Here is a 22517-nt window from a genome sequence, read left to right as displayed (position 1 = left end):
GCCGGGTAGGGCCGGAGATCAACCGTCAGGCATACACATCCAGGCACAACAAATGTGCTTTAACCGCCAGACCCGCCGTCGCACTGATAGCTTCGAGCGTTGTCCCAGCTTTATCACGCAAACGATTGTTCTGGCCAAAATTTTCAGCGATCTGACAGCTTTAGCAGTGTATGATTGCGCCCGTCAGCCCCGCCGGGGCTTGTGGAAAACCACCATGGACTTACCCAGTAGTTACTCGCTAACAAGATTCGTACAGAAAGATCTGACCGATTGATTCTCCCGGCGTGCTCCGCTGCTGGGAGTGGAGTTCGCCTATGACTGAAGTAGAAGTAAAAAAAGCGCAGGAAAGCCTGCAGGACCGCCTGGCCCAGGTAGTCGAACTGCTGCAACGCCAGCGCGTGGTCGAAGACCTGACGCACCGTCAGGAAGGTGCCCACCACGACTTGGTGGAAAACCTCGTTCACCGTCAGAACCTTGTCGAGCTGCAGCGCAAGCTCGATGACCTGCACCCCGCCGACATCGCCTATATCCTCGAAGCCTTGCCCCTGGAAGACCGCCTGACGGTCTGGCAGCTGGTGCGCTCGGATCGCGATGGCGACATCCTCCTGGAAGTTTCCGACGCCGTGCGGCAATCGCTGATCGCCGACATGGACGATCACGAGCTGCTCGCTGCCGCCAAGGAAATGGACGCCGACGAGCTGGCCGACCTGGCGCCCGAGCTGCCGCGTGACGTTATCCACGAGTTGATGGAAACCCTCGATGCCCAGCAGCGCGAGCGCGTGCGTTCGGCATTGAGCTACGACGAAGAGCAGGTCGGTGCGTTGATGGACTTCGAGATGGTCACCATCCGCGAAGACGTCAGCCTGGAAGTGGTGTTGCGCTACCTGCGCCGCCTGAAAGAATTGCCGAACCACACCGACAAGCTGTTCGTGGTCGACTATGACGGCATCCTCAAGGGCGTGTTGCCGATCAAGCGCCTGCTGGTCAACGACCCGGAGAAGAAGGTGGCGGAGGTCATGGCGACCGACCCGGTGTCCTTCCACCCCGAGGAAGATGCCTACGATGCGGCACAAGCCTTCGAGCGTTATGACCTGGTGTCTGCGCCGGTAGTGGACAAGAACGAGCGCCTGATCGGCCGTCTGACCATCGACGAAATGGTCGACCTGATTCGTGAAGAAAGCGAAAGCGAAGTGCTGAACATGGCCGGTCTGCGCGAGGAGGAGGACATCTTCGCCTCGGTCTGGCGTTCGCTGCGCAACCGCTGGGCATGGCTGGCGATCAACCTGATTACTGCCTTTGTCGCTTCGCGGGTGATCGGCCTGTTCGAAGGGTCGATCGAGAAACTGGTGGCGCTGGCCGCCTTGATGCCGATCGTGGCGGGTATCGGGGGCAACTCCGGCAACCAGACCATCACCATGATCGTGCGCGCCATGGCGCTGGACCAGGTGTCGCCAGGCAATACCAGCCGCCTGATGCGCAAGGAGCTGGCGGTATCGCTGCTCAACGGCCTGATCTGGGGTGGGGTGATCGGGGTGGTGGCGTTCTGGCTGTATGGTAGCTGGTCGCTGGGCCTGGTGATGACTGCGGCCATGACCTTGAATCTGTTGCTGGCGGCCTTGATGGGGGTGTTGATTCCGATGACCTTGACGCGCCTGGGCCGCGACCCGGCAATGGGTTCCAGCGTAATGATCACTGCGGTTACCGACAGTGGCGGCTTCTTTATCTTCCTCGGCCTGGCCACGCTGTTCCTGCTGTAACCCGCTCTTTGCGGCCTACGCGATCCCTGTAGGAGCGGCCTTGTGTCGCGATGGGCCGCAAAGCGGCCCCAGGACTTCAGCAGCGCTGCATGGATTTTTGGGGCCGCTTTGCGGCCCATCGCGACACAAGGCCGCTCCTACAAAGATCGCATCTCTTGCAGGATCATGCGCCCATAAAAAAGCCAGCTTGCGCTGGCTTTTTCAGGTTCGCTGAGCGCCTCAGGAGGCGTCGGCGGCCATTTCCACATCGTGAGCGATGAGGGCGACCAGCGCGTTCTGCTGGCGGTGGGACAGCTGGCGGAAGCGTTGCAGCAGCTCGCGCTCATGCAGGGACAGTTCTGGGCTGTCCATGCGCATGCTCAACTCGTCACCCAGCGCACCTTCCTGGATAAGGCTCTGCTCCAGGCGTGCGATGATCTCGGAGTTCATGCTGCGGTGATGGTTGCGCGCTACCTCGGCAATGCGCTCACGCATCCCGTCTGGCAGGCGTACGACGAACTTGTCAGCGGTGCGGCTCGAATAAATAGCCTGTTTCATTGGGCGCATATAAATTGACCGGATTTTGGTTCAGGGGAAGCGGTTCTCAAATTGGCCGCACGGGGTGGAAGTACGACCGTGGCGACGACAAAATGTTCAACCGCCGGTGAAAAATGGATGCTCATCTTGCCTCATGGTCGCCGTTTCCTTGGCGTCAATTCTGTGACAAATACTGATCTGGATAAAGGCTTTATGCCAGTACCAATTATCAGAAATGAGCACTGGTTTGAAAAGTTTTACATGCACAGGCTATTCGAACTGTCAGTCTTTTGCCGTCAAAAACTGGTAAAACGCAGCAAAAGCCGGAGAAAAGCCCTAGAATGCGCCGGTTTCCTTTCATAGAGCATAGTGGCTATGCAACATGACGCAAGCGACCGCCGATCAGGGACCGGCCGGCTGATATACCTGATAGGACCGTCGGGTTCCGGGAAAGATTCCCTGATCGACGCTTCACGTGAGCGACTGGCAGCTGCCGGGGTGGAAATCGCCCGTCGGGTCATTACCCGTTCGGCCGAAGCCAAGGGCGAAGCTGCTCACGGGGTCACGGCCGAGCAGTTCGAGGCGCTGCGTGCGCAGGGCGGGTTTGCCATGCACTGGCAAGCCAATGGCCTGGATTACGGCATACCTCGGCAGGTGGACGACTGGCTGGCGCAGGGCAGGGCGGTGCTGGTGAACGGTTCGCGCGCGTATCTGGCCGAGGCACGCCAGCGCTATCCCGGCCTTCTGGCGGTGCTGGTTCAAGTCCGGCCCGAGGTGTTGCGCCAGCGCTTGCTGGCTCGCGGCCGGGAAAGCGCTGAGGAAATCGAGCAGCGCCTGGCTCGTAATGCCCGCTTGCAGGCGGTGACCGATCCATCGCTGCACGTGCTGGACAACTCCACCGCCCTGGCGTCAACGGTAGAAGCGTTGTTCGCGCTGTTGCGTGATGAAGGTGTGCTGCCGCAGGTGTAGCATTGGCAGAAAAGGATTACGCGAAAAAGCCTGCTTGAGGCATGACAAACGCCAGCATGCTGGTTAACATGCTGGCCGTCCCGCTGTGCAGCGCTCGCTGCCGGTGCCAGCGTCTCAGTAGCTCAATTGGATAGAGCATCCCCCTCCTAAGGGGAAGGTTGCAGGTTCAATTCCTGCCTGGGACGCCATTTCTCTTTCCCCCCTGAAGCTGTACCGGCGTTGGCTATCGGCTTGCGTCATGGCAGTCATGTCAGTCGTCAACTGGATAAATAATCCAACCTGAGTGCTATTCCGATGGCAGCACGCAGGGCCTATGCTGCTCGTCACAGAAATGACCTTGCCGCTTGCGGCAATTACCACATGGTCGGCAGCCCCTTGGTCGGAGCGCAGTTGCTGGGCATCAGGGAGAGCTTCGATGAGTCAGCAAACCGGGCCGGTACCTGCCGGCTTCAGTGAGCAACAATTGCACACCTTGTTCGATCTGGTCAGCGACGGTATCTGGGACTGGGATGCCAACACCGGCTACGTCTATCGCAACCCGGGCTGGTACGCCATGCTCGGCTACCCCAGCCATTCCCTGTCCAATTCGGTACTCACCTGGGAAAGCGTGATTCACCCGGAGGATTATCCACGGGTAATGGCGCATTTCGAGGCGTACATCAACCAGCGCAACGAGCGTTACCTGGTTGAGTACCGCTGCCGCTGCCACGATGGCAGCTACCTGTGGATCGAAGACAGCGGCTACATCATTGCTCGTAACGAAGACGGCTCGGTGGCGCGCATGCTCGGCGCCCACCGCAATATCGATGCCGGCAAGCGCCTGGTGGCGCAGCTGGAGCAAAGGAACCTGTCGCTGGAAAGCCAGGTGGCCGAGCGTACCCGCGAACTGTCCTGGGTGAACCAGCAGTTGCAACGCCAGCTGGAGGAGAACCGCGAGCTGGCAGAGCGCGATGCGTTGACCCGCGTTGCCAACCGCTACCGGCTGGAAAAGACCCTGCGACTGGAATGCGAGCGGGCGCAGCGCTTTCGCCAGCCATTGGCCCTGATAGCCATGGACCTGGACGATTTCAAGCCAATCAATGACCGCTACGGTCATGCCCAGGGTGATGCCGCGCTGGTGCGGGTGGCCGACAGCCTGCGCAGCTGCCTGCGTGAGCGCGACCTGCTGGCACGCTGGGGTGGCGACGAGTTCGTCATCGTGCTGCCGCAGACTGCATTGGCGCAGGGCCTGGAGCTGGCTGCACGGCTACGCCATGTGGTGGCCCAGGTGGAGCCGGTGGGCGATTGCCGGCTGACCATCAGCTATGGCGTGGTGCAGTGGCAGTTGGGAGAAGATCAGCATGCCCTGCTGGCGCGTGCCGACCAGGCGCTGTACCGGGCCAAGGATGCCGGCAAGAATGCCATAGCCGAATGACCTGTTTTGCCTGAGCCGGCCCTGTCGCCAGCGTGCCGGCAACAGGGTCGGTTCAGGCACGAAAAAAGACCCGCGGCGCCTCGGGGCGCAGCGGGCCAAGTCGGCCTCGGCCGCTTCAGTGTCAGATGTGCAGGGCGTGGCCCAGGGCGCGCAATGCCGCTTCCTGTACCGCTTCCCCCAGCGTCGGGTGGGCATGGATGGTACCGGCCACATCTTCCAGGCAGGCGCCCATCTCCAGCGACTGGGCAAACGCCGTCGACAGCTCGGATACCGCCACGCCAACCGCCTGCCAACCGAGGATCAGGTGGTTGTCACGGCGCGCTACCACACGCACGAAACCGCTTTTCGATTCCAGGCTCATGGCCCGGCCGTTGGCGGCGAACGGGAACTGCGCGACGATGCAGTCCAGCCCTTGCTGGCTGGCCTGTTCCGGGGTCTTGCCGACCACCACCACTTCCGGGTCGGTGAAGCACACCGCGGCAATCGCGCTGGGCTCGAAGCGGCGGGCCTTGCCGGCGATGATCTCGGCGACCATCTCGCCCTGGGCCATGGCCCGGTGCGCCAGCATCGGTTCGCCCGCCACGTCGCCGATGGCCCAGACATTGCGCATGCTGGTCTGGCAGCGCTCGTCGATGGCGATCGCCGCGCCGTTCATCTTCAGGTCCAGGCATTCAAGGTTGAAGCCTTGCGTGCGCGGTCGGCGGCCGACGGCCACCAGCACCTGGTCGGCCTCCAGGCGCAGTTGCCCGCCCTGGCCATCCCGGGCCAGCAGGCAGCCGCCCTCGTAGCCTTCGACGCTATGGCCCAGGTGCAGCGCGATGCCCAGCTTCTTCAGCGACTCGGCAACCGGCGCGGTCAGCTCGCTGTCGTAGGTCGGCAGGATGCGCTCGCGCGCTTCCACCACGCTGACCCGTACGCCCAGCTTGCGGTAGGCAATGCCCAGTTCCAGGCCGATATAGCCGCCGCCTACCACCACCAGGTGCTGCGGCAGGGCTTTCGGCGCCAGGGCTTCGGTCGAGGAAATGATCGGCCCGCCCAGCGGCAGCATCGGCAGTTCGACACTGCTGGAGCCGGTGGCCAGCAACAGGTGCTCGCACTGGATACGCTGGCCATCGACTTCCACCTGCTTGCCATCGAGGACCTTCGCCCAGCCATGGGTCACCTTGACCCCGTGCTTCTTCAGCAGGGCGGCGACCCCGGTGGTCAGGCGGTCGACGATGCCGTCCTTCCAGGCCACGCTCTGGCCAATGTCCAGGCGCGGCGAAGCGACGCTGATGCCGAGCTCCGATGGGCCGGCAAAGCGCGAGGTCTGGTGGAACTGTTCGGCCACATGGATCAACGCCTTGGAAGGAATGCAGCCGATGTTCAGGCAGGTACCGCCCAGCGCCTGGCCTTCCACCAGCACGGTGGGGATGCCCAGTTGCCCGGCGCGGATGGCAGCCACGTAGCCGCCAGGGCCGCCGCCGATGATCAACAGGGTAGTCTGGATAGTCTGTTGCATGCTCACTCCACGAACAGGCAGGCGGGTTGTTCGAGCAGGCCACGCACGGCCTGGATGAACAGTGCGGCGTCCATGCCATCGACCACGCGGTGGTCGAACGAGCTGGACAGGTTCATCATCTTGCGTACCACGATCTGGCCGTCGATCACCACCGGCCGCTCGACCATGCGGTTGACGCCGACGATCGCCACTTCCGGGGTGTTGACCACCGGCGTGCTGACGATGCCGCCGAGGGCGCCCAGGCTGGTCAGGGTGATGGTCGAGCCCGACAGTTCCTCGCGGCTGGCCTTGTTGTTGCGCGCAGCGTTGGCCAGGCGCGAAATCTCGCTGGCATTGGCCCACAGGCTGCCCGCTTCGGCATGGCGCAGCACCGGTACCATCAGGCCGTTGTCACCCTGGGTGGCAATGCCCACATGCACTGCGCCATGGCGGGTGATGACCTGGGCTTCGTCGTCATAGGTGGCGTTGATCTGCGGGAAGTCACGCAGCGCCACGACCAGTGCACGGACCAGGAACGGCAGCAGGGTCAGCTTGCCGCGGCTGTCGCCATGCTTGCTGTTGAGTTGCTGGCGCAGGGCTTCCAGGGCGGTGACGTCGATTTCTTCCACGTAGCTGAAGTGCGCGACGCGGCGCTTGGCGTCCTGCATGCGCTGGGCGATCTTGCGGCGCAGGCCGATCACCGGTACCTGCTCGCTGTCGGTGCGCTTGGCATAGCCATTCGGCGCTTGCCCCGCAGCACTCTGCGGCTTGCTCATGAAGGCGTCGAGGTCTTCGTGCAGGATGCGCCCGGCCGGGCCGCTGCCATGCACGTAACGCAGCTCGATACCGGCATCCAGGGCGCGCTTGCGCACTGCCGGCGAAGCCAGTGGTTTGTCGCCTGGCTGGCGCGGCACGATCGGGGCTGCCTCGTGCTGGACAGGCGCCTGGTACGCTGCCGGCCTGGTTTCCTGCTGCGGTTCCGGCTTGCTGCACACCGGGGCGGCGGGGGCCTCGAGCGGTTTGGCCTGCGGTACATCCACATGGTTGCCGCTGCCTTCCACCTCGATGCGGATCAGCTCGCTGCCGACCGCCATCACTTCGCCCGGCTGGCCGCCCAGGGCCAGCACCTTGCCGCTGACCGGCGAGGGGATTTCCACCGTGGCCTTGTCGGTCATGACGTCGGCCACCACCTGGTCCTCGGCGATCATGTCGCCGACCTTCACGAACCATTCCACCAACTCGACCTGCGCGATGCCTTCGCCAATGTCCGGCATCTTGATGACGTGCGTGCCCATTCAGACCTCCATGACCTTTTTCAATGCCGCACCTACCCGCGATGGCCCTGGGAAGTAAGCCCATTCCTGCGCATGAGGGTAGGGGGTGTCCCAGCCGGTGACGCGCTCGATCGGCGCCTCCAGGTGGTGGAAGCAGTGTTCCTGCACCAGCGACACCAGTTCGGCACCGAAGCCGCAGGTGCGGGTGGCCTCGTGCACCACCACGCAGCGGCCAGTCTTCTTCACCGATTCGACGATGGTGTCGAGGTCCAGCGGCCACAGGCTGCGCAGGTCGATCACTTCGGCATCGACGCCGGTTTCTTCGGCGGCCACCTGGGCCACGTACACCGTGGTGCCATAGGTCAGCACAGTCACGTCGTTGCCGGGGCGGGTAATGGCCGCCTTGTCCAGCGGCACGCTGTAGTAGCCATCGGGCACGGCGCTTTGCGGGTGTTTCGACCAAGGGGTGACAGGGCGGTCATGATGGCCGTCGAATGGGCCGTTGTACAGGCGCTTGGGCTCGAGGAAGATCACCGGGTCGTCGCACTCGATCGAGGCGATCAGCAGGCCTTTGGCGTCATAGGGGTTGGAGGGCATCACGGTGCGCAGGCCGCACACCTGGGTGAACATCGCTTCAGGGCTCTGGCTGTGGGTCTGGCCGCCATAGATGCCGCCACCGCAGGGCATGCGCAGGGTCAGCGGGGCGATGAACTCGCCGGCCGAACGGTAACGCAGGCGCGCCATTTCCGAGACGATCTGGTCGGAGGCCGGGTAGAAATAGTCGGCGAACTGGATTTCCACCACCGGGCGCAGGCCATAGGCACCCATGCCCACGGCGGTGCCGACGATGCCACTTTCGGAGATCGGAGCGTCGAACACGCGGGACTTGCCGTACTTGTTCTGCAGGCCTTCGGTGCAGCGGAACACCCCGCCGAAATAACCGACGTCCTGGCCGTAGATCACCACATTGTCGTCGCGCTCGAGCATGACATCCATGGCCGAGCGCAGGGCCTGGATCATGGTCATGGTAGTGGTGGCCATGGCGGTTTCCGGTTTGATGCTGTTGTTATGGTCGTTCATCTCAAACCCCCAGTTCCTGGCGTTGCCGGCGCAGGTGGTCGGGCATTTCCTTGTACACGTCCTCGAACATCGAGGCGGCACTCGGGATATGGCCGTTGGCCAGGGTGCCGTACTGCTCGGCTTCTTTCTGCGCGGCGATGACCGCGGCTTCGAGTTCGGCAGTGGTGGCCTGGTGTTCTTCCTCGGACCAGTGGCCGATCTTGATCAGGTGCTGCTTCAGGCGAGCGATCGGGTCACCCAGCGGGAAGTGGCTCCAGTCGTCGGCAGGGCGGTACTTGGACGGGTCGTCCGAGGTCGAGTGCGGGCCGGCACGGTAGGTGACCCACTCGATCAGGCTCGGACCGAGGCCACGGCGGGCGCGTTCGGCGGCCCAGCGCGAGGCGGCGTACACGGCGACAAAGTCGTTGCCGTCTACCCGCAGCGAGGCGATACCGCAACCCACGCCACGGCCGGCGAAGGTGGTCGACTCGCCACCGGCAATGGCCTGGAAGGTGGAAATCGCCCACTGGTTGTTGACCACGTTGAGGATCACCGGGGCGCGGTACACGTGGGCGAAGGTGAGGGCGGTGTGGAAGTCCGATTCGGCGGTGGCACCGTCGCCGATCCATGCCGAGGCGATCTTGGTATCGCCCTTGATGGCCGAGGCCATGGCCCAGCCGACCGCCTGCACGAACTGGGTCGCCAGGTTGCCGCTGATGGTGAAGAAGCCGGCATCGCGCACCGAGTACATGATCGGCAGCTGGCGGCCCTTGAGCGGGTCGCGTTCGTTGGACAGCAGCTGGCAGATCATCTCGACCAGCGACACGTCGCGGGCCATCAGGATGCTTTGCTGGCGGTAGGTCGGGAAGCACATGTCGCTGCGGTTCAGCGCCAGGGCCTGGGCACTGCCGATGGCTTCTTCACCCAGGCTCTGCATGTAGAAGGACATTTTCTTCTGGCGCTGGGCAACCACCATGCGGCTGTCGAAGATCCGCGTCTTGAGCATGGCGCGCATGCCTTGGCGAAGGACTTGCGGGTCGATGTCTTCAGCCCACGGGCCTTGCGCGTCGCCTTGCTCATCGAGCACGCGGATCAGGCTGTAGGAAAGATCGGCGGTGTCGGCAGCGTCGACATCGACAGGTGGTTTACGGACTTGGCCTGCATCGTTCAGGCGCAGGTAGGAAAAATCGGTCTGGCAGCCTGGCCGGCCGGTAGGCTCGGGCACATGCAAACGCAGGGGGGCGTACTCGTTCATGCTTTTTACGCTCGCTCGGGTATTTGTTTTTGTGAGCTCTGAAGCGGCCGCCGCTGAGTACCGGCTTGTGACTGGTAAGTCAGCGTCCCCTACATCTTAGTGGGCCAGCAGGAGAATTTTTCTCTCAAGTTGATTGCCTTTGCCGAGCGGGGCAGATAAACATTCCGCATAAACAGAAAAAACCGGTGATTTTGTCTCATGCGCAAACTGGATCGTACCGATATCGGCATTCTCAACAGCCTGCAGGAAAACGCCCGCATCACCAACGCCGAACTGGCGCGCTCGGTGAACCTGTCGCCGACGCCCTGTTTCAACCGGGTGCGGGCCATGGAAGAACTGGGAGTGATACGCCAGCAGGTGACCTTGCTGTCGCCCGAGGTGCTGGGGCTGGATGTCAACGTGTTCATCCATGTGAGCCTGGAAAAGCAGGTAGAGCAGGCGCTGCACCGCTTCGAGGAAGAAATTGCCGAACGGCCCGAGGTGATGGAGTGCTACCTGATGACCGGCGACCCCGATTACCTGCTGCGGGTGCTGTTGCCGAGCATCCAGGCGCTGGAGCGGTTTCTCGATTACCTGACGCGATTGCCGGGGGTGGCCAACATCCGGTCAAGTTTTGCCCTCAAGCAGGTACGCTACAAGACCGCCTTGCCGCTGCCGGCCAATGGCATGACCTTGCGCGAATAGAAGCCTCCTTGTACCGGCCTCTTCGCGGGCCCGCACCGCACCGACCTTGAGCGCAGTGTTATCCCTGTGGGAGCGGGCGTGCCCGCGAGGAGGGGCGCGCGGTGTTGAAGGCAGGTGCTTGATATTTTAAACACCCCCAGCCTATGTTGTTGTCAGCCGACAACAACAAGGACAAGCGTCATGAACACCGGGCACCTGCAGGGCATCGATGAAACCGAATGCGTTACCCCCGACCTCAACGGCGTCCCGCGCGGCAAGGTGATGACCGCCGAGGGCTTCGTCGAAGGCCGCCGCCTGCAGATGGCCCGGGGTGTGCTGCTGCAATGCATCATGGGTGGCTACCCGCCGGCGAAGTTCTATGGCAGCGACGACGGCGACCTGGCGCTGGTGCCCGACCCTGGCCAGGTCCACCGCCTGCCCTGGAGCGATGGCCGCGCCCTGGCCATTTGCGATGCCAACGAACTGGATGGCCGGCCTTCGGCACTGTCCACCCGCGGCCAGCTCAAGGCAGTGCTCGCCCGCTACGCAGCGCTGGGCCTGGCACCCGTAGTGGCGACCGAGCTCGAATTTTTTGTCTTCGCGCCCAACCCCGATCCGCAGCAGCCGTTCCAGCCACCGGTTGGCAGCGATGGCCGCCGCGAACTCGGCCATTCGGCATTCAGTGTCAGTTCCAACAATGGCCTGCGGCCGTTCTTCAACGAGGTGTACCAGTGCATGGCCGCGCTGGGGCTGCCGCGCGACACCTTCATGCACGAAATGGGCGTCAGCCAGTTCGAGATCAACCTGCTGCACGGCGACCCGCTGCTGCTGGCCGACCAGACCTTTCTGTTCAAGCACCTGCTCAAGGAAGTGGCGCTCAAGCATGGCCTGGCCGTGGTGTGCATGGCCAAGCCGCTGGCGCGCACGCCGGGCAGCTCCATGCACATTCACCAGAGCCTGGTGGAAGTGGCCAGCGGGCGTAACGTGTTCAGCGACGAGCAAGGCCAGCCCAGCGCAACCTTCTACCACTTCATCGGCGGCCAGCAGGCGTGCCTGGCCGACTTCACTGCGCTGTTCGCACCCAACGTCAATTCCTACCAGCGCCTGTGCCACCCCTATGCCTCACCGAACAATGCCTGCTGGTCCGAAGACAACCGCGCCGCAGGCCTGCGCATCCCGGCCAGTGCGCCGCTGGCGCGGCGGGTGGAAAACCGCCTGCCCGGTGCCGACGCCAACCCGTACCTGGCCATTGCCGCCAGCCTGGCCGCCGGGCTGCACGGCATCCAGCAGTGCCTGCAGCCGTCGCCGGCGATCCAGGGCGAGTTCGCCGTGCCGGAGCACCTGGCCCTGCCGTGCACCTTGCATGCCGCGCTGGAGCGGCTCAAGCGCAGCGCGTTGGCACGGGAACTGTTCGGCAGTGAGTTCATCGAAGGCTACATTGCCAGCAAGACCCTCGAGCTGGCCGATTTCCTTGATGAGATCACGCCCTGGGAACGCCGAGTGCTGGCGGCACAGGCCTGATCGCGACACAACCGACACTGGACACGCCCCGTAGCGGCAAAATCGCTATCGGGGCCTGCGCCAGGCAGTTTTTGCCCTTATGCTTCTTGCACCCAATCGTCACCTGACCAGGGAGCTTTACGGTACGTATGCGAAATATATGGAAGCCGTTTCAGTCGTTGTATTTCGCCGCGCTGATGATGTTGATCGGCTCGGGCCTGCTCAGTACCTACCTGGCCCTGCGCCTGGCGGCTGACCACGTCGACAGCCTGTGGGTAGGCGCGTTGATGGCGGCCAACTACTTTGGCCTGGCGGTCGGCGGCAAGGTCGGCCACCGCCTGATTGGCCGGGTCGGGCACATCCGCGCCTATGCCACTTGCGCCGGTATCGTCGGCGCGGCAGTGCTCGGCCACGGCCTGACCAATTGGTTGCCGGCCTGGGTCGGGCTGCGGATGATCGTCGGCCTGGGCATGATGTGCCAGTACATGGTCATCGAAAGCTGGCTCAACGAGCAGGCCGATGTGAAGCATCGCGGCGCGGTGTTCAGCGGCTACATGATCGCCTCTTACCTGGGCCTGGTGCTCGGCCAGCTGATCCTGGTGGTGCACCCGCAACTGGGCCCCGAACTGCTGATGCTGGTGGCCATGTGCTTTGCCCTGTGCCTGGTACCGGTGGCGATGACCCGGCGGATCCACCCGGCGCCCTTGCGCCCGGCGCCGATGGAGCCGAAATTCTTCCTCAAGCGCGTGCCGCAGTCGCTCAGCACGGTGCTGGGCTCGGGCCTGATCGTCGGCTCGTTCTATGGCCTGGCGCCGTTGTATGCCTCCAGCCAGGGGCTGAGCACCGAGCAGATCGGTCTGTTCATGGGTAGCTGCATTTTTGCCGGCCTGCTGGTGCAGTGGCCGCTGGGCTGGTTGTCCGACCGCTACGACCGGGCGGTGCTGATCCGTAGCGTGGCGGTGGGCCTGGCGCTGGCTTCGGCACCGCTGGCGGTACTGCCCAGCGTGCCGCTGGAATTGCTGTTTGGTGTGGGCTTCCTGATCTCGTTGCTGCAGTTCTGCCTGTACCCGCTGGCGGTGGCGTTTTCCAACGACCATGTGGAGAGCGAGCGACGTGTGTCGCTGACCGCGATGCTGCTGGTGACCTATGGCGTGGGCGCGTGCATCGGGCCGCTGGCGGCGGGGGTGCTGATGAAGCTGCTGGGGGCGCAGATGCTGTATGCCTTCTTCGTGTTCTTCGCGCTGGTGCTGGTATGGCGCATCCGGCCGAAAGCGGTCACCGGGTTGCACCAGGTACAGGATGCGCCGTTGGGCCACGTGGCGATGCCGGCGGCCGGTTCGCCGTTGTCGGCGGCACTCGACCCACGGGTGGATGAGCAGACCGTGCAGGACGTGATGCAGGCACCGGTGGCCGCGGAGGACACCGAGGCGGAAGAGAAGGGGGCCGGGCAACCGGCGGCTGAACCGCAAGAGGTCAGCAAGTCGGTGTAAGCCTGTGCCGGCCTCTTCGCGGGCATGCCCGCTCCCACAAGGACCGCACAAGCCTGAGGGCTGCGCCGTCCCTGTGGGAGCGGGCGCGCCCGCGAAGAGGCCGGCACTGTAAGAACACAAATGAAAACGCCACCTCGAAAGGTGGCGTTGTTGTCTTGCAGCCGACGATCAATAGTCGTCCTTGTCGAACCGCCGCGCTTCGCGTTGCAACTGGTACACGAAGCTCTCGATCTTGCGCTGGGCCTGGCCGCTGAGGTTATGGAAGCGTACGCCGGCGAAGGTGGTATTGATCCGCTCTTCATAATGCAGGTGGCGCAGTTCGACCATGGTATCCACCAGGCCCAGCGGGTTGCCCGCCTTGAAGCGCTCGTACACCTGGCCCAGTTGCAGGCGCTCCTCGACATTGCCGTCGAAGCGCAGCTTGCAGCCGGTGGCAGAGATATCCAGCAGCTTGCCGCGCAGCGCGCCATTGCCCTTGAGGTGGGCACCATCGAGGATGATGTCGACCAACTGCGACAGCTTCAGCGCGGCGCGGAATGCGTTGCGGCGCTGATGGTAGGTCATTTCCAGGGGCATGGCGCCGCGGTAGCAGCGGTGGCCATCGACTTCGCTGATCCGCAGGGCGTGGGTGCACTCCCAGGCAATGCGCACGCCATCGTGAAAACCTTCGACGCGGAAGTGTTCGCCGTTCTCGATGTACTTCTCGCCGTCGCGGGGAATCATCTCGTCCAGCGCCAGGGTGTTGCTGTCACGGTCCACGTGCACCACGTAGCTCTGGAAACGCTGGCTACGGTCGTGGAAGGTGATGATCAGGGGGTCATGGCTTTCCTGCAGCTGCCGCAAGTTGGCCGCAATCTCCAAAGGGGTGTTCAGCACCTTTGGCGGCTGCGGGGCATCGGATTCATTGAACACGGCTTTATCGTTCTCCAGGCAAAAGCGACACACGCAATTAACGGCATTTTGCCAGTATGTTCCGTGCCTTGATAGAAAAAATCAAACCTGGCTGAGCGCCCGTGGCTTGACCAGCGGCGATGTGCTGCCACGGCTGTCGTAGAGCGACGGAGAGTCGCCGCCCATGAGGATGCGGATCTGGTTGTTGGTGGCGTTCTGCTGCACTTGGATGATCCGCCCATTGGTCTCGTTGAGCTGCTGGCAGGCTTGCATCAACTGGCTGATCACGTCGAGTTGCTGCAGCAGCAGTTCACCGTTCGCTGATTGCGCGGCCACCGCTTCCACCCCGGCGCGGTTGGCGCTCAGGCCCAGGCTGGTGAGCAGGTTGTTGCGCCGCATGCCTTGCTGCTCCAGCAGCACGATCAAAGACTGCTTGCGGGCGAGGATGGTCTCCAGCAACGCCATGTCGCGCCCGTGCAGTGCCACGGCCTCCTTCTGCAAGAGGTCGAGCAGTTCCTGCATCGGGGCGATGTCATCTTCGATCAGTTGCAGCAAGGTGGTGTCGTGCATGGCTAACTCTTGGCTTTTCTAGCGTCCGTGAAGTCAGCGCGCCGAACGGTCAGCGCTGGGCTTCGAAATCGAGCAGTTTACTGGCGACCCGGCCGGCATCGACCTGGTAGCTGCCGTCGGCGATCGCCTGTTTCAACTGGGCCACACGGGCACTGTTGACCACCGGCTCGTCGCGCAGCTTGTCGCTGATCTTCTGCAACTGCTGTGCCTCCTGGCTGAGGTGTACCGCTTCTCCGCTGGCGCTGGTGGTGGCTTCCTGGCTGGCTGCCGCTTTGTCGGCGCTGCCGGATGCGCTGGTGCCGCGCACACCGCCCGTGACGGACGGAGAATTATTTACACGACTGAAGTCGATGACCATGATCAGAAACCCCTGGGTATTTGGACGCTTGCCTTGTTTTCGGCCAACCCGAAAGAAACTTTAGGCACAAATGCGTAGCCGCCTGTCGGCAAGCTTGCGAACCCATTTTCTGACACAGTTTAGGAGCAGCGGTTCCTCACCGCCAGCGCAATGTCGGCTGGCTACATACTGACCTCGACCTGGCCTGGGCCGGTGACCCTGGCCTTGACTACCCGTTTGGAATTGAGGTTGCGCACCCGGATCTGTTCGCTCAGGCCGCCCTTGCTCAGCGCTTCGCCGGGCATGCGTACGCTCAGGCTGCCGCTGCGCGCGATGATCACCACGTGGTCGCCCTTGCGCACCACCTCGGCCTGTTCCAGGTGTTGTGGGGTGAGCACCTGGTCGATCACCGTCGGGCGCAGCATCTTCATGCCGACCGCCTGGTCCAGCTCGGTCAGGAAGCCTTGCCCCAGGGTGCCGACATCGCGTTCGCGCAGGGCCACGTCGCCTTCGCCTACCACGTTGTCGCGCTTGAGCGGCCGGGTCATCACCACCACCTCGCGGAACAGCCGCACGGTGGCCGGTACGAACACGGTCCACGGCGCGGCGCCGTCGCAACGCACTTTTACCGTTACCCGGCCCAGCGGTTGCGCCGGGCTTTCCAGCGAGGCGTCCAGCTGCTGGCTGCACAGCGGCATGCGCAGGCGCGGGTCCAGCGGGTTGACCTGGATTTCGTAGCGGCCGGCGGTCTGGGTGGTGGCCAGGTAATCTTCGACGCTGAATTCAAGAAACCCTTGGGTGACACCGATAAGCTGTTCAGGCAAGGTAAACGCGTCCGCCAGCGTGCGAACGCCGGGCACCAGCAGGCAGAGCATGGCCAGCGAGCCAGTCAGCAGGCGCGTCAATCGTCGGGAAAATGTCGTTTTCGTGTACATGACGCTCAAAAAAGCAAAGCCCGTGCCGACTCGCTATCTGAGTGGCAACAAAAGGCTTAAATGTAGAGGAGTCTGGCATGGCAGGTGTTATGGATTCGGTCAACCAGCGCACCCAGCTGGTAGGGCAGAACCGCCTGGAACTGCTGCTGTTCCGCCTCAATGGCGAGCAGCTTTACGGCATCAACGTGTTCAAGGTGAGGGAAGTGCTGCAATGCCCGGCGCTGACCCTGCTGCCCAAGGCGCACCCGGTGGTGCGCGGCGTTGCCAACATTCGCGGGGCGACCATCCCGATCCTCGACCTGTCGATGGCCACCGGGCTGCGGCCGCTGCAGGAAGACACGCGCAACAGCTTCGTGATCATTACCGAGTACAACACCAAGACCCAGGGGTTCCTGGTGCACTCGGTGGAACGCATCGTCAACATGAACTGGGAAGAAATCCATCCGCCACCCAAGGGCACCGGCCGCGATCACTACCTGACCGCTGTCACCCGGGTGGGCAACCGCATGGTCGAGATCATCGACGTGGAGAAGGTGCTGGCCGAAGTGGCACCGTCGTCCGAGTCGGTGTCGGCCGGGGTGGTCGACGCCGAGGTGCAGGACAAGGCCGTGCTGTTGCGGGTGCTCACCGTCGACGATTCATCGGTGGCGCGCAAGCAGGTCAGCCGTTGCCTGCAGACCGTGGGGGTCGAGGTGGTGGCGCTCAATGACGGTCGCCAGGCCTTGAACTATCTGCGTCAGCTGGTGGACGAAGGCAAGAAGCCGGAAGAAGAGTTCCTGATGATGATCTCGGACATTGAAATGCCGGAAATGGACGGCTACACGCTGACCGCAGAGATCCGCAGCGATCCGCGCATGCAAAAATTGCATATCTGCCTGCATACTTCGCTTTCCGGGGTGTTCAACCAGGCAATGGTCAAGAAGGTCGGGGCCGATGACTTCCTGGCCAAGTTCAAGCCGGACGACCTGGCCCAGCGGGTGGTCGACCGGATCAAGGCAGCGCATTGAAAGCGCCGGGAGCAATCTCCCGGCACCAGTGATTGAAAAGAGGCGGCAGAAGTGTCTACGGGTAATTTGGATTTCGAACAGTTCCGGGTCTTCCTGGAGAAAGCCTGTGGCATCCTGCTGGGGGAGAATAAGCAGTACCTGGTTTCCAGCCGTCTCAACAAGCTGATGGAACAACAGGGCATCAAGAGCCTGGGCGAGCTGGTACAGCGCATCCAGGCCCAGCCGCGAGGTGGCTTGCGCGAGCAGGTGGTCGATGCCATGACCACCAACGAAACCCTGTGGTTTCGCGATACCTACCCGTTCGAAGTGCTGAAGAACAAGGTGATTCCGGAGTTCATCCGCAACAACCCTGGCCAGCGCCTGCGCATGTGGTCGGCGGCCTGTTCGTCGGGGCAGGAGCCGTATTCCATCTCGATGGCCATCGACGAGTTCGAGCGTGGCAACCTCGGCCAGTTGAAGATGGGCGCGCAGATCGTCGCCACCGACCTGTCCGGCAGCATGCTGACCAACTGCAAGACCGGCGAGTACGACAGCCTGGCGATTGCCCGCGGCCTGTCCCAGGAGCGCCTGCAGCGCTACTTCGACCCCAAGGGGCCGGGGCGCTGGGCGGTCAAGCCGGCGATTCGCAGCCGTGTCGAGTTCCGCTCGTTCAACCTGCTCGACAGCTATGCCAGCCTGGGCAAGTTCGACGTGGTGTTCTGCCGCAACGTGCTGATCTACTTCTCGGCGCAGGTCAAGAAGGACATCCTGCTGCGCATTCACAGCACCCTGAAGCCGGGTGGCTACCTGTTCCTCGGTGCTTCCGAGGCGCTGAACGGGCTGCCGGACCATTACCAGATGGTCCAATGTAGCCCGGGGATCATCTACCAGGCCAAGTAAGCAAAAAGGCCGGCAACCAAAGTTGCCGGCCTTTTTTTTTGCCGGGTCGGCGTTTTTACCGGCATGCCCGGAACAGGTCGAAGCAGGAAAAGCTGACGTCAATTTTTTGTTTTGCCGCTTTTGCCACCCGGCAATTGCCGCTTTCGCCGCATCAGGCGGAAGGTCTTTGCCGCTTTTCTGGCATCACCCTGACAGCACTGTGCCCGGCAAGCCCGTAATTCCTGGGTTTGCCTGGGTTGGCACAGGCCTTGCTATACCTTGGCCAACGATATTCCGGTCAACCTTCGAAGGTTTCCCCGACATGAGCATCAGTTTCGACAAGGCGCTTGGCATCCACGAAAAGGCCCTGGGCTTCCGCGCGCAGCGCGCCGAGGTGCTGGCCAACAACATTGCCAACGCCGACACGCCCAACTACAAGGCGCGTGACATGGACTTCGCCTCGGTGCTCGCTGCCGAAAGCGACAAGCAGCAGAGCGGCCGCTTCAGCCTCGAGCGCACCAACAGCCGCCACATCGAGGCCGAAGGCCTGGCGATGGCCGACGATACCCTGAAGTACCGCACGCCGCTGCAGCCGTCGATCGACCAGAACACCGTGGACGCGCAGATCGAGCAGTCGAACTACACCGAAAACGCAGTCGGCTTCCAGGCCAGCTTCACCTTGCTCAACAGTAAATTCAAAGGGCTGGTTTCGGCCCTGCGGGGAGAATGACCATGTCCCTTTCCAGTGTCTTCAACATTGCCGGTAGCGGCATGAGCGCGCAGAACACGCGCCTGAACACCGTTGCCTCGAACATCGCCAACGCCGAGACCGTGTCTTCGAGCATCGACCAGACCTACCGCGCCCGCCACCCGGTGTTCGCCACGACCTTCCAGGATGCGCAGGCCGGCAGCAGCCAGTCGCTGTTCGAGGACCAGGGCGAAGCCGGGCAGGGCGTGCAGGTAAAAGGCATCGTCGAGGACCAGAGCAACCTGGAGGCCCGCTACGAGCCGAACCACCCGGCGGCGAACAAGGACGGCTATGTCTACTACCCGAACGTCAACGTGGTCGAGGAAATGGCTGACATGATTTCCGCCAGCCGTGCGTTCCAGACCAATGCCGAACTGATGAACACGGCCAAGAGCATGATGCAGAAAGTCCTGACCCTGGGTCAGTGATAAGGAAACCAGACCATGGCAATCGATACTACCGGCGTGAATCTCAACGAAGTGCTTGCGGCGTCGGGTGTGGGTACCAACACCAAGAAGACCGTGGACACCGCATCCAAGACCGGCACCGACTCGCTCGGCAAGGATGCCTTCCTGCAGTTGCTGGTGACCCAGATGCAGCACCAGAACCCGCTGGACCCGCAGGACAACGGTGAATTCGTTGCCCAGTTGGCGCAGTTCAGCAGCCTCGAAGGCATCACCTCGCTGAACGAATCGGTCAGTGCCATTACCAGTGCCATGGCCTCGTCCCAGGCGCTGCAGGCGTCGTCGCTGGTCGGTCGCTCGGTGGTGGTGCAGAACGACAAGGCTATCGTCGACACCAGCGAAAGCTTCAACGCGCAGTTCGTGGTGCCGCAAGCCATCGGCGAAGCGAAGATCACCATCAAGGACAAGGACGGCAACACCGTCAAGACCATCGAGCTGGGCGAGCAGAAAGCCGGTTACGCCGATTTCATCTGGGACGGTACCAACAATAGCGGCGAGAAAGTCGACCCGGGTACCTACACCTTCACCGCCAGCACCACGGTGGATGGCAAGGCGGTGCAGATGAACACGCTGTTGCCTGCCAAGGTCACCAGCGTCAGCTTCAGCTCCGGCGGTGAAATGGTGTTGAACCTCGCTGGCGTTGGCAAAGTATCCCTCTCCGACGTGCAAACCATCGGTATCTAAGGCCCATTAGTGCGGCAAAAGGAGCGAATTCATGTCTTTCAATATCGGCCTTAGCGGTCTGTACGCAGCAAACAAGCAACTGGACGTCACCGGCAACAACATCGCCAACGTCAACACCACCGGCTTCAAGTCGTCGCGTGCCGAGTTCGCCGATGTCTACGCCGGCGCCAACCGCCTCGGCGTGGGCAAGAACCAGGTGGGTAACGGCGTGCGTCTGGCGGCCGTGTCCCAGCAGTTCACCCAGGGTGACGTCAACAACACCGGCAACGTGCTGGACATGGGCATCCAGGGCCAGGGCTTCTTCGTGCTGTCCGACAACGGCTCGCGCGTCTATACCCGTGCCGGTGCCTTCCAGGCCAGCAAGGACAACTTCGTGGTGACCTCGGACGGCCTGCGCCTGCAAGGTTATGCCGCAGACTCGAATGGCAAGATCCAGAAGGGCGTGCTGAGTGACCTGCAGATCGATACCTCGGCGCTGCAGCCCAAGGCCACGTCGCTGATCGACCAGGGCATCAACCTGAACTCTTCGGCCGCCGATATCCCGCTGGAAGTCGACGATGGTACTGGCGCGATGGTGCCGAACCTGCCGTTCGACCCGGCTGACCAGAAGACCTACACCAAGTCCTTCCCGACCAAGGTGTACGACAGCCAGGGCAACGAGCACACCATGGAGCAGTTCTACCGTAAGACCGGCACCAATGAGTGGACCATGTACACCCTGGTGGATGGGCGCAACCCGTTCGACCCATCCTCTACCACGCCGCTGACCGGCACCATCAGCTTCAACAGCGATGGCTCGGTCAAGAGCATGACCGCCGACAACACCGGCCACCCGGCGGGCTCGTCGTTCACCGTCACCAACAACACCTTCACCATGACTGGTTGGGTGCCGGCGGTGGAAGACTCGGCGGGTAACTGGATCGCCAATGGCGCCGCAGGCAATGCCGATGGCATGCGCCTGTCGATGAACAGCACCACCTCCTACAACACCGAGACCGCGCGCATGTCGCAGTCCCAGGATGGTTATGCCACCGGTATCCTGTCGAGCCTGAGCATCGACTCCACCGGCGTGTTGTTCGCCAGCTTCAGCAACCAGCAATCCCGCGCCATCGGCCAGGTTGCGCTGGCCAGTTTCGCCAACGAGCAGGGCCTGCAGCAGATCGGTGGTACCCGCTGGACCGAGACCTACTCGTCCGGCATTCCGGGTATCGATGCGCCGAAGACCGGTACCCTGGGCAGCGTCGAGTCCAACTCGCTGGAAGCTTCCAACGTCAACCTGACCCAGGAGCTGGTCGAGCTGATCAAGGCGCAGAGCAACTACCAGGCGAACGCCAAGACCATCTCCACCGAAAGCACCATCATGCAGACCATCATCCAGATGACCTGATGGTCGCTGGCTGAGCGTGTGCGGGCGAACCCCTTTGTCATGAAGGGGTTCGTCGTTTTTGCAGGGGGCTTCATGAACAAACTGCTTGTCGCGCTGATTGCTGCAGCGTGCCTGTACCAGGCCCAGGCCGGCACCGCGCCGTGGTGGCGCTGGGAAAGCCAGGTGGATGGGCGCCTGGTGTGCTCGCAGTGGCCGCCGGGGGAGGGCTGGAAGAAGTTTGCCGGGCCCTTTACCAATGGCGCCTGCCGCGAGCCTTGACCTGGCCGGCGTGTTCGCCGGTTTGCCTGCGAAGACGTTGCTGCAGGCTTGCCGCAATCGGCAACCCGGCGCCGGATAACCGGCGTCCGCGCTTCGGCAGAACCCCGCAAAAGCCCGTAATCACGGGCTTTTTGCTGATTTCAAAAAGTTGGTTCGGAACTTGCTTTAGAGCCTGCACAGCAGCGGCGAGCGGCAAACGATCGCCAGTGCAGCGGAGGATGACTGTGGACAAGATGCTTTACGTGGCCATGACCGGCGCCAGCCAGAACGCGCTGGCGCAGAAGGCCCACGCCAACAACCTGGCGAACATTTCCACCAATGGTTTTCAGCGTGACCTGGAGCAGGCGCGCTCGATGCCGGTGTTCGGCGACAGCTTTCCGGCGCGTGCCTTTGCCATGACCGAACGCCCGGCCACCGACTTCAGCGAAGGGCCGATGGTTGAAACCGGGCGCGACCTGGACGTGACGGTGACCGGCAAGGGCTTCATTGCCGTGCAGGCACCCGACGGCAGCGAAGCCTATGTGCGTACCGGCAGCCTGAACATCGACGCCCTTGGCGTGCTGCGTGCCGGCAACGGCATGCCGGTGATCGGTAACGGTGGCCCTATTGCCATCCCGCCAGAGCAGAAGGTTGAAGTCGGCGCCGACGGCACCATCAGCATCCGCTCCATGGGCGAAGACCCACGGGTGATGGCCGAGGTCGACCGTATCAAGCTGGTCAACCCGGACAGCAAAGGCCTGACCAAGGGCCTGGACGGGCTGATCCACACCAAGGACGGCCAGCCAGCCGCCGCCGACGTCAATGTGCGGGTGGTGTCGGGCTTCCTGGAGGGCAGCAACGTCAACGCCGTGGAGGAAATGACCTCGGTGCTGGCGCTGTCCCGTCAATTCGAACTGCACGTCAAGATGATGAACGCGGCCAAGGAAGGCGACGAAGCCATGGCGCGTGTTTTGCAAATCGGCTAATCACTTTTGAACGGGTGCCGTAAAACAGGCGCACGA

General features: G+C 62.8%; 23 protein-coding genes and 1 tRNA gene. 15 read left to right on the top strand and 9 right to left on the bottom strand.

Features of this window, described 5'->3' with window-relative positions:
- The first annotated feature begins 314 nt into the window (after positions 1 to 314).
- Entirely contained in the window at positions 315 to 1757 is a 1443-nt protein-coding gene (mgtE, locus tag ACJA3S_RS18085; RefSeq protein WP_170031207.1) for a magnesium transporter, read from the top strand.
- A gap of 219 nt (positions 1758 to 1976) precedes the next feature.
- Here mgtE and ACJA3S_RS18080 read toward each other — a convergent pair whose 3' ends face one another.
- Positions 1977 to 2303, bottom strand: coding sequence for an Arc family DNA-binding protein (locus tag ACJA3S_RS18080; RefSeq protein ID WP_060480503.1), 327 nt, complete (start codon positions 2301 to 2303; stop codon positions 1977 to 1979).
- A 345-nt stretch (positions 2304 to 2648) separates the two neighbouring features.
- On the opposite strand from ACJA3S_RS18080, the gene phnN reads away from it, so the two are divergent.
- The 3 genes from phnN to ACJA3S_RS18065 all read left to right on the top strand — a co-directional run bounded on the left by phnN (position 2649) and on the right by ACJA3S_RS18065 (position 4656).
- Positions 2649 to 3242: a phosphonate metabolism protein/1,5-bisphosphokinase (PRPP-forming) PhnN gene (gene phnN, locus ACJA3S_RS18075; RefSeq protein ID WP_406819488.1), complete on the top strand. Its 594-nt coding sequence runs from the start codon at positions 2649 to 2651 to the stop codon at positions 3240 to 3242.
- 111 nt (positions 3243 to 3353) lie between these two features.
- Positions 3354 to 3430, top strand: a tRNA-Arg gene (locus ACJA3S_RS18070).
- A 227-nt stretch (positions 3431 to 3657) separates the two neighbouring features.
- Positions 3658 to 4656, top strand: a complete 999-nt coding sequence (locus ACJA3S_RS18065; protein ID WP_406819487.1) for a diguanylate cyclase domain-containing protein — start codon at positions 3658 to 3660, stop codon at positions 4654 to 4656.
- Between the two features lie 121 nt (positions 4657 to 4777).
- Here ACJA3S_RS18065 and lpdA read toward each other — a convergent pair whose 3' ends face one another.
- Genes lpdA through ACJA3S_RS18045 form a run of 4 tightly spaced genes read right to left on the bottom strand, consistent with a single transcriptional unit; the run spans position 4778 to position 9724 of the window.
- Positions 4778 to 6157, bottom strand: a complete 1380-nt coding sequence (gene lpdA, locus ACJA3S_RS18060) for a dihydrolipoyl dehydrogenase (protein ID WP_406819486.1) — start codon at positions 6155 to 6157, stop codon at positions 4778 to 4780.
- A 2-nt stretch (positions 6158 to 6159) separates the two neighbouring features.
- Positions 6160 to 7431 (bottom strand): dihydrolipoamide acetyltransferase family protein, encoded by a 1272-nt coding sequence (locus tag ACJA3S_RS18055; RefSeq protein WP_406819485.1) that lies wholly within the window; start codon positions 7429 to 7431, stop codon positions 6160 to 6162.
- The gene (locus tag ACJA3S_RS18050; RefSeq protein WP_170031188.1) at positions 7432 to 8490 is read right to left on the bottom strand and encodes an alpha-ketoacid dehydrogenase subunit beta; all 1059 of its coding nucleotides are present in this window, start codon (positions 8488 to 8490) and stop codon (positions 7432 to 7434) included.
- A gap of 1 nt (position 8491) precedes the next feature.
- A complete protein-coding gene (locus tag ACJA3S_RS18045) occupies positions 8492 to 9724 on the bottom strand; it encodes a 3-methyl-2-oxobutanoate dehydrogenase (2-methylpropanoyl-transferring) subunit alpha (protein ID WP_406819484.1) in 1233 nt (410 codons plus the stop codon).
- 198 nt (positions 9725 to 9922) lie between these two features.
- Here ACJA3S_RS18045 and bkdR point away from each other — a divergent pair, with 198 nt between their 5' ends.
- From bkdR to ACJA3S_RS18030, 3 genes are all read left to right on the top strand, one after another.
- Positions 9923 to 10408, top strand: coding sequence for a Bkd operon transcriptional regulator BkdR (bkdR, locus tag ACJA3S_RS18040; RefSeq protein ID WP_170031184.1), 486 nt, complete (start codon positions 9923 to 9925; stop codon positions 10406 to 10408).
- A gap of 261 nt (positions 10409 to 10669) precedes the next feature.
- On the top strand, positions 10670 to 11908 hold the full coding sequence (locus ACJA3S_RS18035; protein ID WP_406822273.1) for a glutamine synthetase family protein: 1239 nt from the start codon (positions 10670 to 10672) through the stop codon (positions 11906 to 11908).
- A gap of 128 nt (positions 11909 to 12036) precedes the next feature.
- Entirely contained in the window at positions 12037 to 13377 is a 1341-nt protein-coding gene (locus ACJA3S_RS18030; protein ID WP_406819483.1) for an MFS transporter, read from the top strand.
- Positions 13378 to 13545: 168 nt separating this feature from the next.
- Here ACJA3S_RS18030 and ACJA3S_RS18025 read toward each other — a convergent pair whose 3' ends face one another.
- The 4 genes from ACJA3S_RS18025 to flgA form a co-directional block, all read right to left on the bottom strand.
- Entirely contained in the window at positions 13546 to 14289 is a 744-nt protein-coding gene (locus tag ACJA3S_RS18025) for a flagellar brake protein (RefSeq protein WP_406819482.1), read from the bottom strand.
- An 81-nt stretch (positions 14290 to 14370) separates the two neighbouring features.
- Positions 14371 to 14838 (bottom strand): flagella synthesis protein FlgN, encoded by a 468-nt coding sequence (locus tag ACJA3S_RS18020; protein WP_406819481.1) that lies wholly within the window; start codon positions 14836 to 14838, stop codon positions 14371 to 14373.
- Between the two features lie 49 nt (positions 14839 to 14887).
- Positions 14888 to 15196 (bottom strand): flagellar biosynthesis anti-sigma factor FlgM, encoded by a 309-nt coding sequence (gene flgM / locus ACJA3S_RS18015; protein ID WP_170031176.1) that lies wholly within the window; start codon positions 15194 to 15196, stop codon positions 14888 to 14890.
- 161 nt (positions 15197 to 15357) lie between these two features.
- The gene (gene flgA, locus ACJA3S_RS18010; RefSeq protein ID WP_170031174.1) at positions 15358 to 16110 is read right to left on the bottom strand and encodes a flagellar basal body P-ring formation chaperone FlgA; all 753 of its coding nucleotides are present in this window, start codon (positions 16108 to 16110) and stop codon (positions 15358 to 15360) included.
- Between the two features lie 77 nt (positions 16111 to 16187).
- Between flgA and ACJA3S_RS18005 the strand changes: the two genes are divergently transcribed.
- The 8 genes from ACJA3S_RS18005 to ACJA3S_RS17970 all read left to right on the top strand — a co-directional run bounded on the left by ACJA3S_RS18005 (position 16188) and on the right by ACJA3S_RS17970 (position 22481).
- A complete protein-coding gene (locus ACJA3S_RS18005; RefSeq protein ID WP_406819480.1) occupies positions 16188 to 17117 on the top strand; it encodes a chemotaxis protein CheV in 930 nt (309 codons plus the stop codon).
- A 51-nt stretch (positions 17118 to 17168) separates the two neighbouring features.
- Positions 17169 to 17996 (top strand): protein-glutamate O-methyltransferase CheR, encoded by an 828-nt coding sequence (cheR, locus tag ACJA3S_RS18000; protein WP_170031170.1) that lies wholly within the window; start codon positions 17169 to 17171, stop codon positions 17994 to 17996.
- A 301-nt stretch (positions 17997 to 18297) separates the two neighbouring features.
- The gene (gene flgB, locus ACJA3S_RS17995; RefSeq protein ID WP_186679645.1) at positions 18298 to 18705 is read left to right on the top strand and encodes a flagellar basal body rod protein FlgB; all 408 of its coding nucleotides are present in this window, start codon (positions 18298 to 18300) and stop codon (positions 18703 to 18705) included.
- Between the two features lie 2 nt (positions 18706 to 18707).
- Entirely contained in the window at positions 18708 to 19151 is a 444-nt protein-coding gene (gene flgC / locus ACJA3S_RS17990; RefSeq protein ID WP_085623112.1) for a flagellar basal body rod protein FlgC, read from the top strand.
- A 15-nt stretch (positions 19152 to 19166) separates the two neighbouring features.
- Positions 19167 to 19871 (top strand): flagellar hook assembly protein FlgD, encoded by a 705-nt coding sequence (gene flgD, locus ACJA3S_RS17985; RefSeq protein WP_170031166.1) that lies wholly within the window; start codon positions 19167 to 19169, stop codon positions 19869 to 19871.
- 31 nt (positions 19872 to 19902) lie between these two features.
- Positions 19903 to 21258, top strand: coding sequence for a flagellar hook protein FlgE (gene flgE / locus ACJA3S_RS17980; protein WP_406819479.1), 1356 nt, complete (start codon positions 19903 to 19905; stop codon positions 21256 to 21258).
- A gap of 72 nt (positions 21259 to 21330) precedes the next feature.
- Positions 21331 to 21516 carry a hypothetical protein gene (locus ACJA3S_RS17975; protein WP_170031162.1) on the top strand — a complete coding sequence of 62 codons (186 nt, stop codon included), beginning with the start codon at positions 21331 to 21333 and terminating at the stop codon, positions 21514 to 21516.
- A 224-nt stretch (positions 21517 to 21740) separates the two neighbouring features.
- Entirely contained in the window at positions 21741 to 22481 is a 741-nt protein-coding gene (locus tag ACJA3S_RS17970; protein ID WP_170031160.1) for a flagellar basal body rod protein FlgF, read from the top strand.
- Positions 22482 to 22517: the final 36 nt, after the last annotated feature.

Source organism: Pseudomonas sp. KnCO4, from assembly GCF_045344305.1.
Taxonomy (GTDB): domain Bacteria; phylum Pseudomonadota; class Gammaproteobacteria; order Pseudomonadales; family Pseudomonadaceae; genus Aquipseudomonas; species Aquipseudomonas anuradhapurensis.
The sequence above is the reverse complement of the archived record's forward strand: the minus strand, read 5'-3'. Positions and strand labels throughout refer to the sequence as shown.

Bases quoted from the DNA above. Each gene is read 5' to 3' on its own strand.
- ACJA3S_RS18020 (WP_406819481.1), bottom strand. From the start codon at position 14,838: ATGCACGACACCACCTTGCTGCAACTGATCGAAGATGACATCGCCCCG.
- flgA (WP_170031174.1), bottom strand. From the start codon at position 16,110: ATGTACACGAAAACGACATTTTCCCGACGATTGACGCGCCTGCTGACT.
- ACJA3S_RS18065 (WP_406819487.1), top strand. From the start codon at position 3,658: ATGAGTCAGCAAACCGGGCCGGTACCTGCCGGCTTCAGTGAGCAACAA.
- ACJA3S_RS18005 (WP_406819480.1), top strand. From the start codon at position 16,188: ATGGCAGGTGTTATGGATTCGGTCAACCAGCGCACCCAGCTGGTAGGG.
- ACJA3S_RS18035 (WP_406822273.1), top strand. From the start codon at position 10,670: ATGACCGCCGAGGGCTTCGTCGAAGGCCGCCGCCTGCAGATGGCCCGG.
- ACJA3S_RS18055 (WP_406819485.1), bottom strand. From the start codon at position 7,431: ATGGGCACGCACGTCATCAAGATGCCGGACATTGGCGAAGGCATCGCG.
- flgM (WP_170031176.1), bottom strand. From the start codon at position 15,196: ATGGTCATCGACTTCAGTCGTGTAAATAATTCTCCGTCCGTCACGGGC.
- flgE (WP_406819479.1), top strand. From the start codon at position 19,903: ATGTCTTTCAATATCGGCCTTAGCGGTCTGTACGCAGCAAACAAGCAA.
- lpdA (WP_406819486.1), bottom strand. From the start codon at position 6,157: ATGCAACAGACTATCCAGACTACCCTGTTGATCATCGGCGGCGGCCCT.
- ACJA3S_RS18080 (WP_060480503.1), bottom strand. From the start codon at position 2,303: ATGCGCCCAATGAAACAGGCTATTTATTCGAGCCGCACCGCTGACAAG.
- mgtE (WP_170031207.1), top strand. From the start codon at position 315: ATGACTGAAGTAGAAGTAAAAAAAGCGCAGGAAAGCCTGCAGGACCGC.
- ACJA3S_RS18050 (WP_170031188.1), bottom strand. From the start codon at position 8,490: ATGAACGACCATAACAACAGCATCAAACCGGAAACCGCCATGGCCACC.
- ACJA3S_RS18045 (WP_406819484.1), bottom strand. From the start codon at position 9,724: ATGAACGAGTACGCCCCCCTGCGTTTGCATGTGCCCGAGCCTACCGGC.
- flgD (WP_170031166.1), top strand. From the start codon at position 19,167: ATGGCAATCGATACTACCGGCGTGAATCTCAACGAAGTGCTTGCGGCG.
- phnN (WP_406819488.1), top strand. From the start codon at position 2,649: ATGCAACATGACGCAAGCGACCGCCGATCAGGGACCGGCCGGCTGATA.
- bkdR (WP_170031184.1), top strand. From the start codon at position 9,923: ATGCGCAAACTGGATCGTACCGATATCGGCATTCTCAACAGCCTGCAG.
- ACJA3S_RS17975 (WP_170031162.1), top strand. From the start codon at position 21,331: ATGAACAAACTGCTTGTCGCGCTGATTGCTGCAGCGTGCCTGTACCAG.
- flgC (WP_085623112.1), top strand. From the start codon at position 18,708: ATGTCCCTTTCCAGTGTCTTCAACATTGCCGGTAGCGGCATGAGCGCG.
- flgB (WP_186679645.1), top strand. From the start codon at position 18,298: ATGAGCATCAGTTTCGACAAGGCGCTTGGCATCCACGAAAAGGCCCTG.
- ACJA3S_RS18030 (WP_406819483.1), top strand. From the start codon at position 12,037: ATGCGAAATATATGGAAGCCGTTTCAGTCGTTGTATTTCGCCGCGCTG.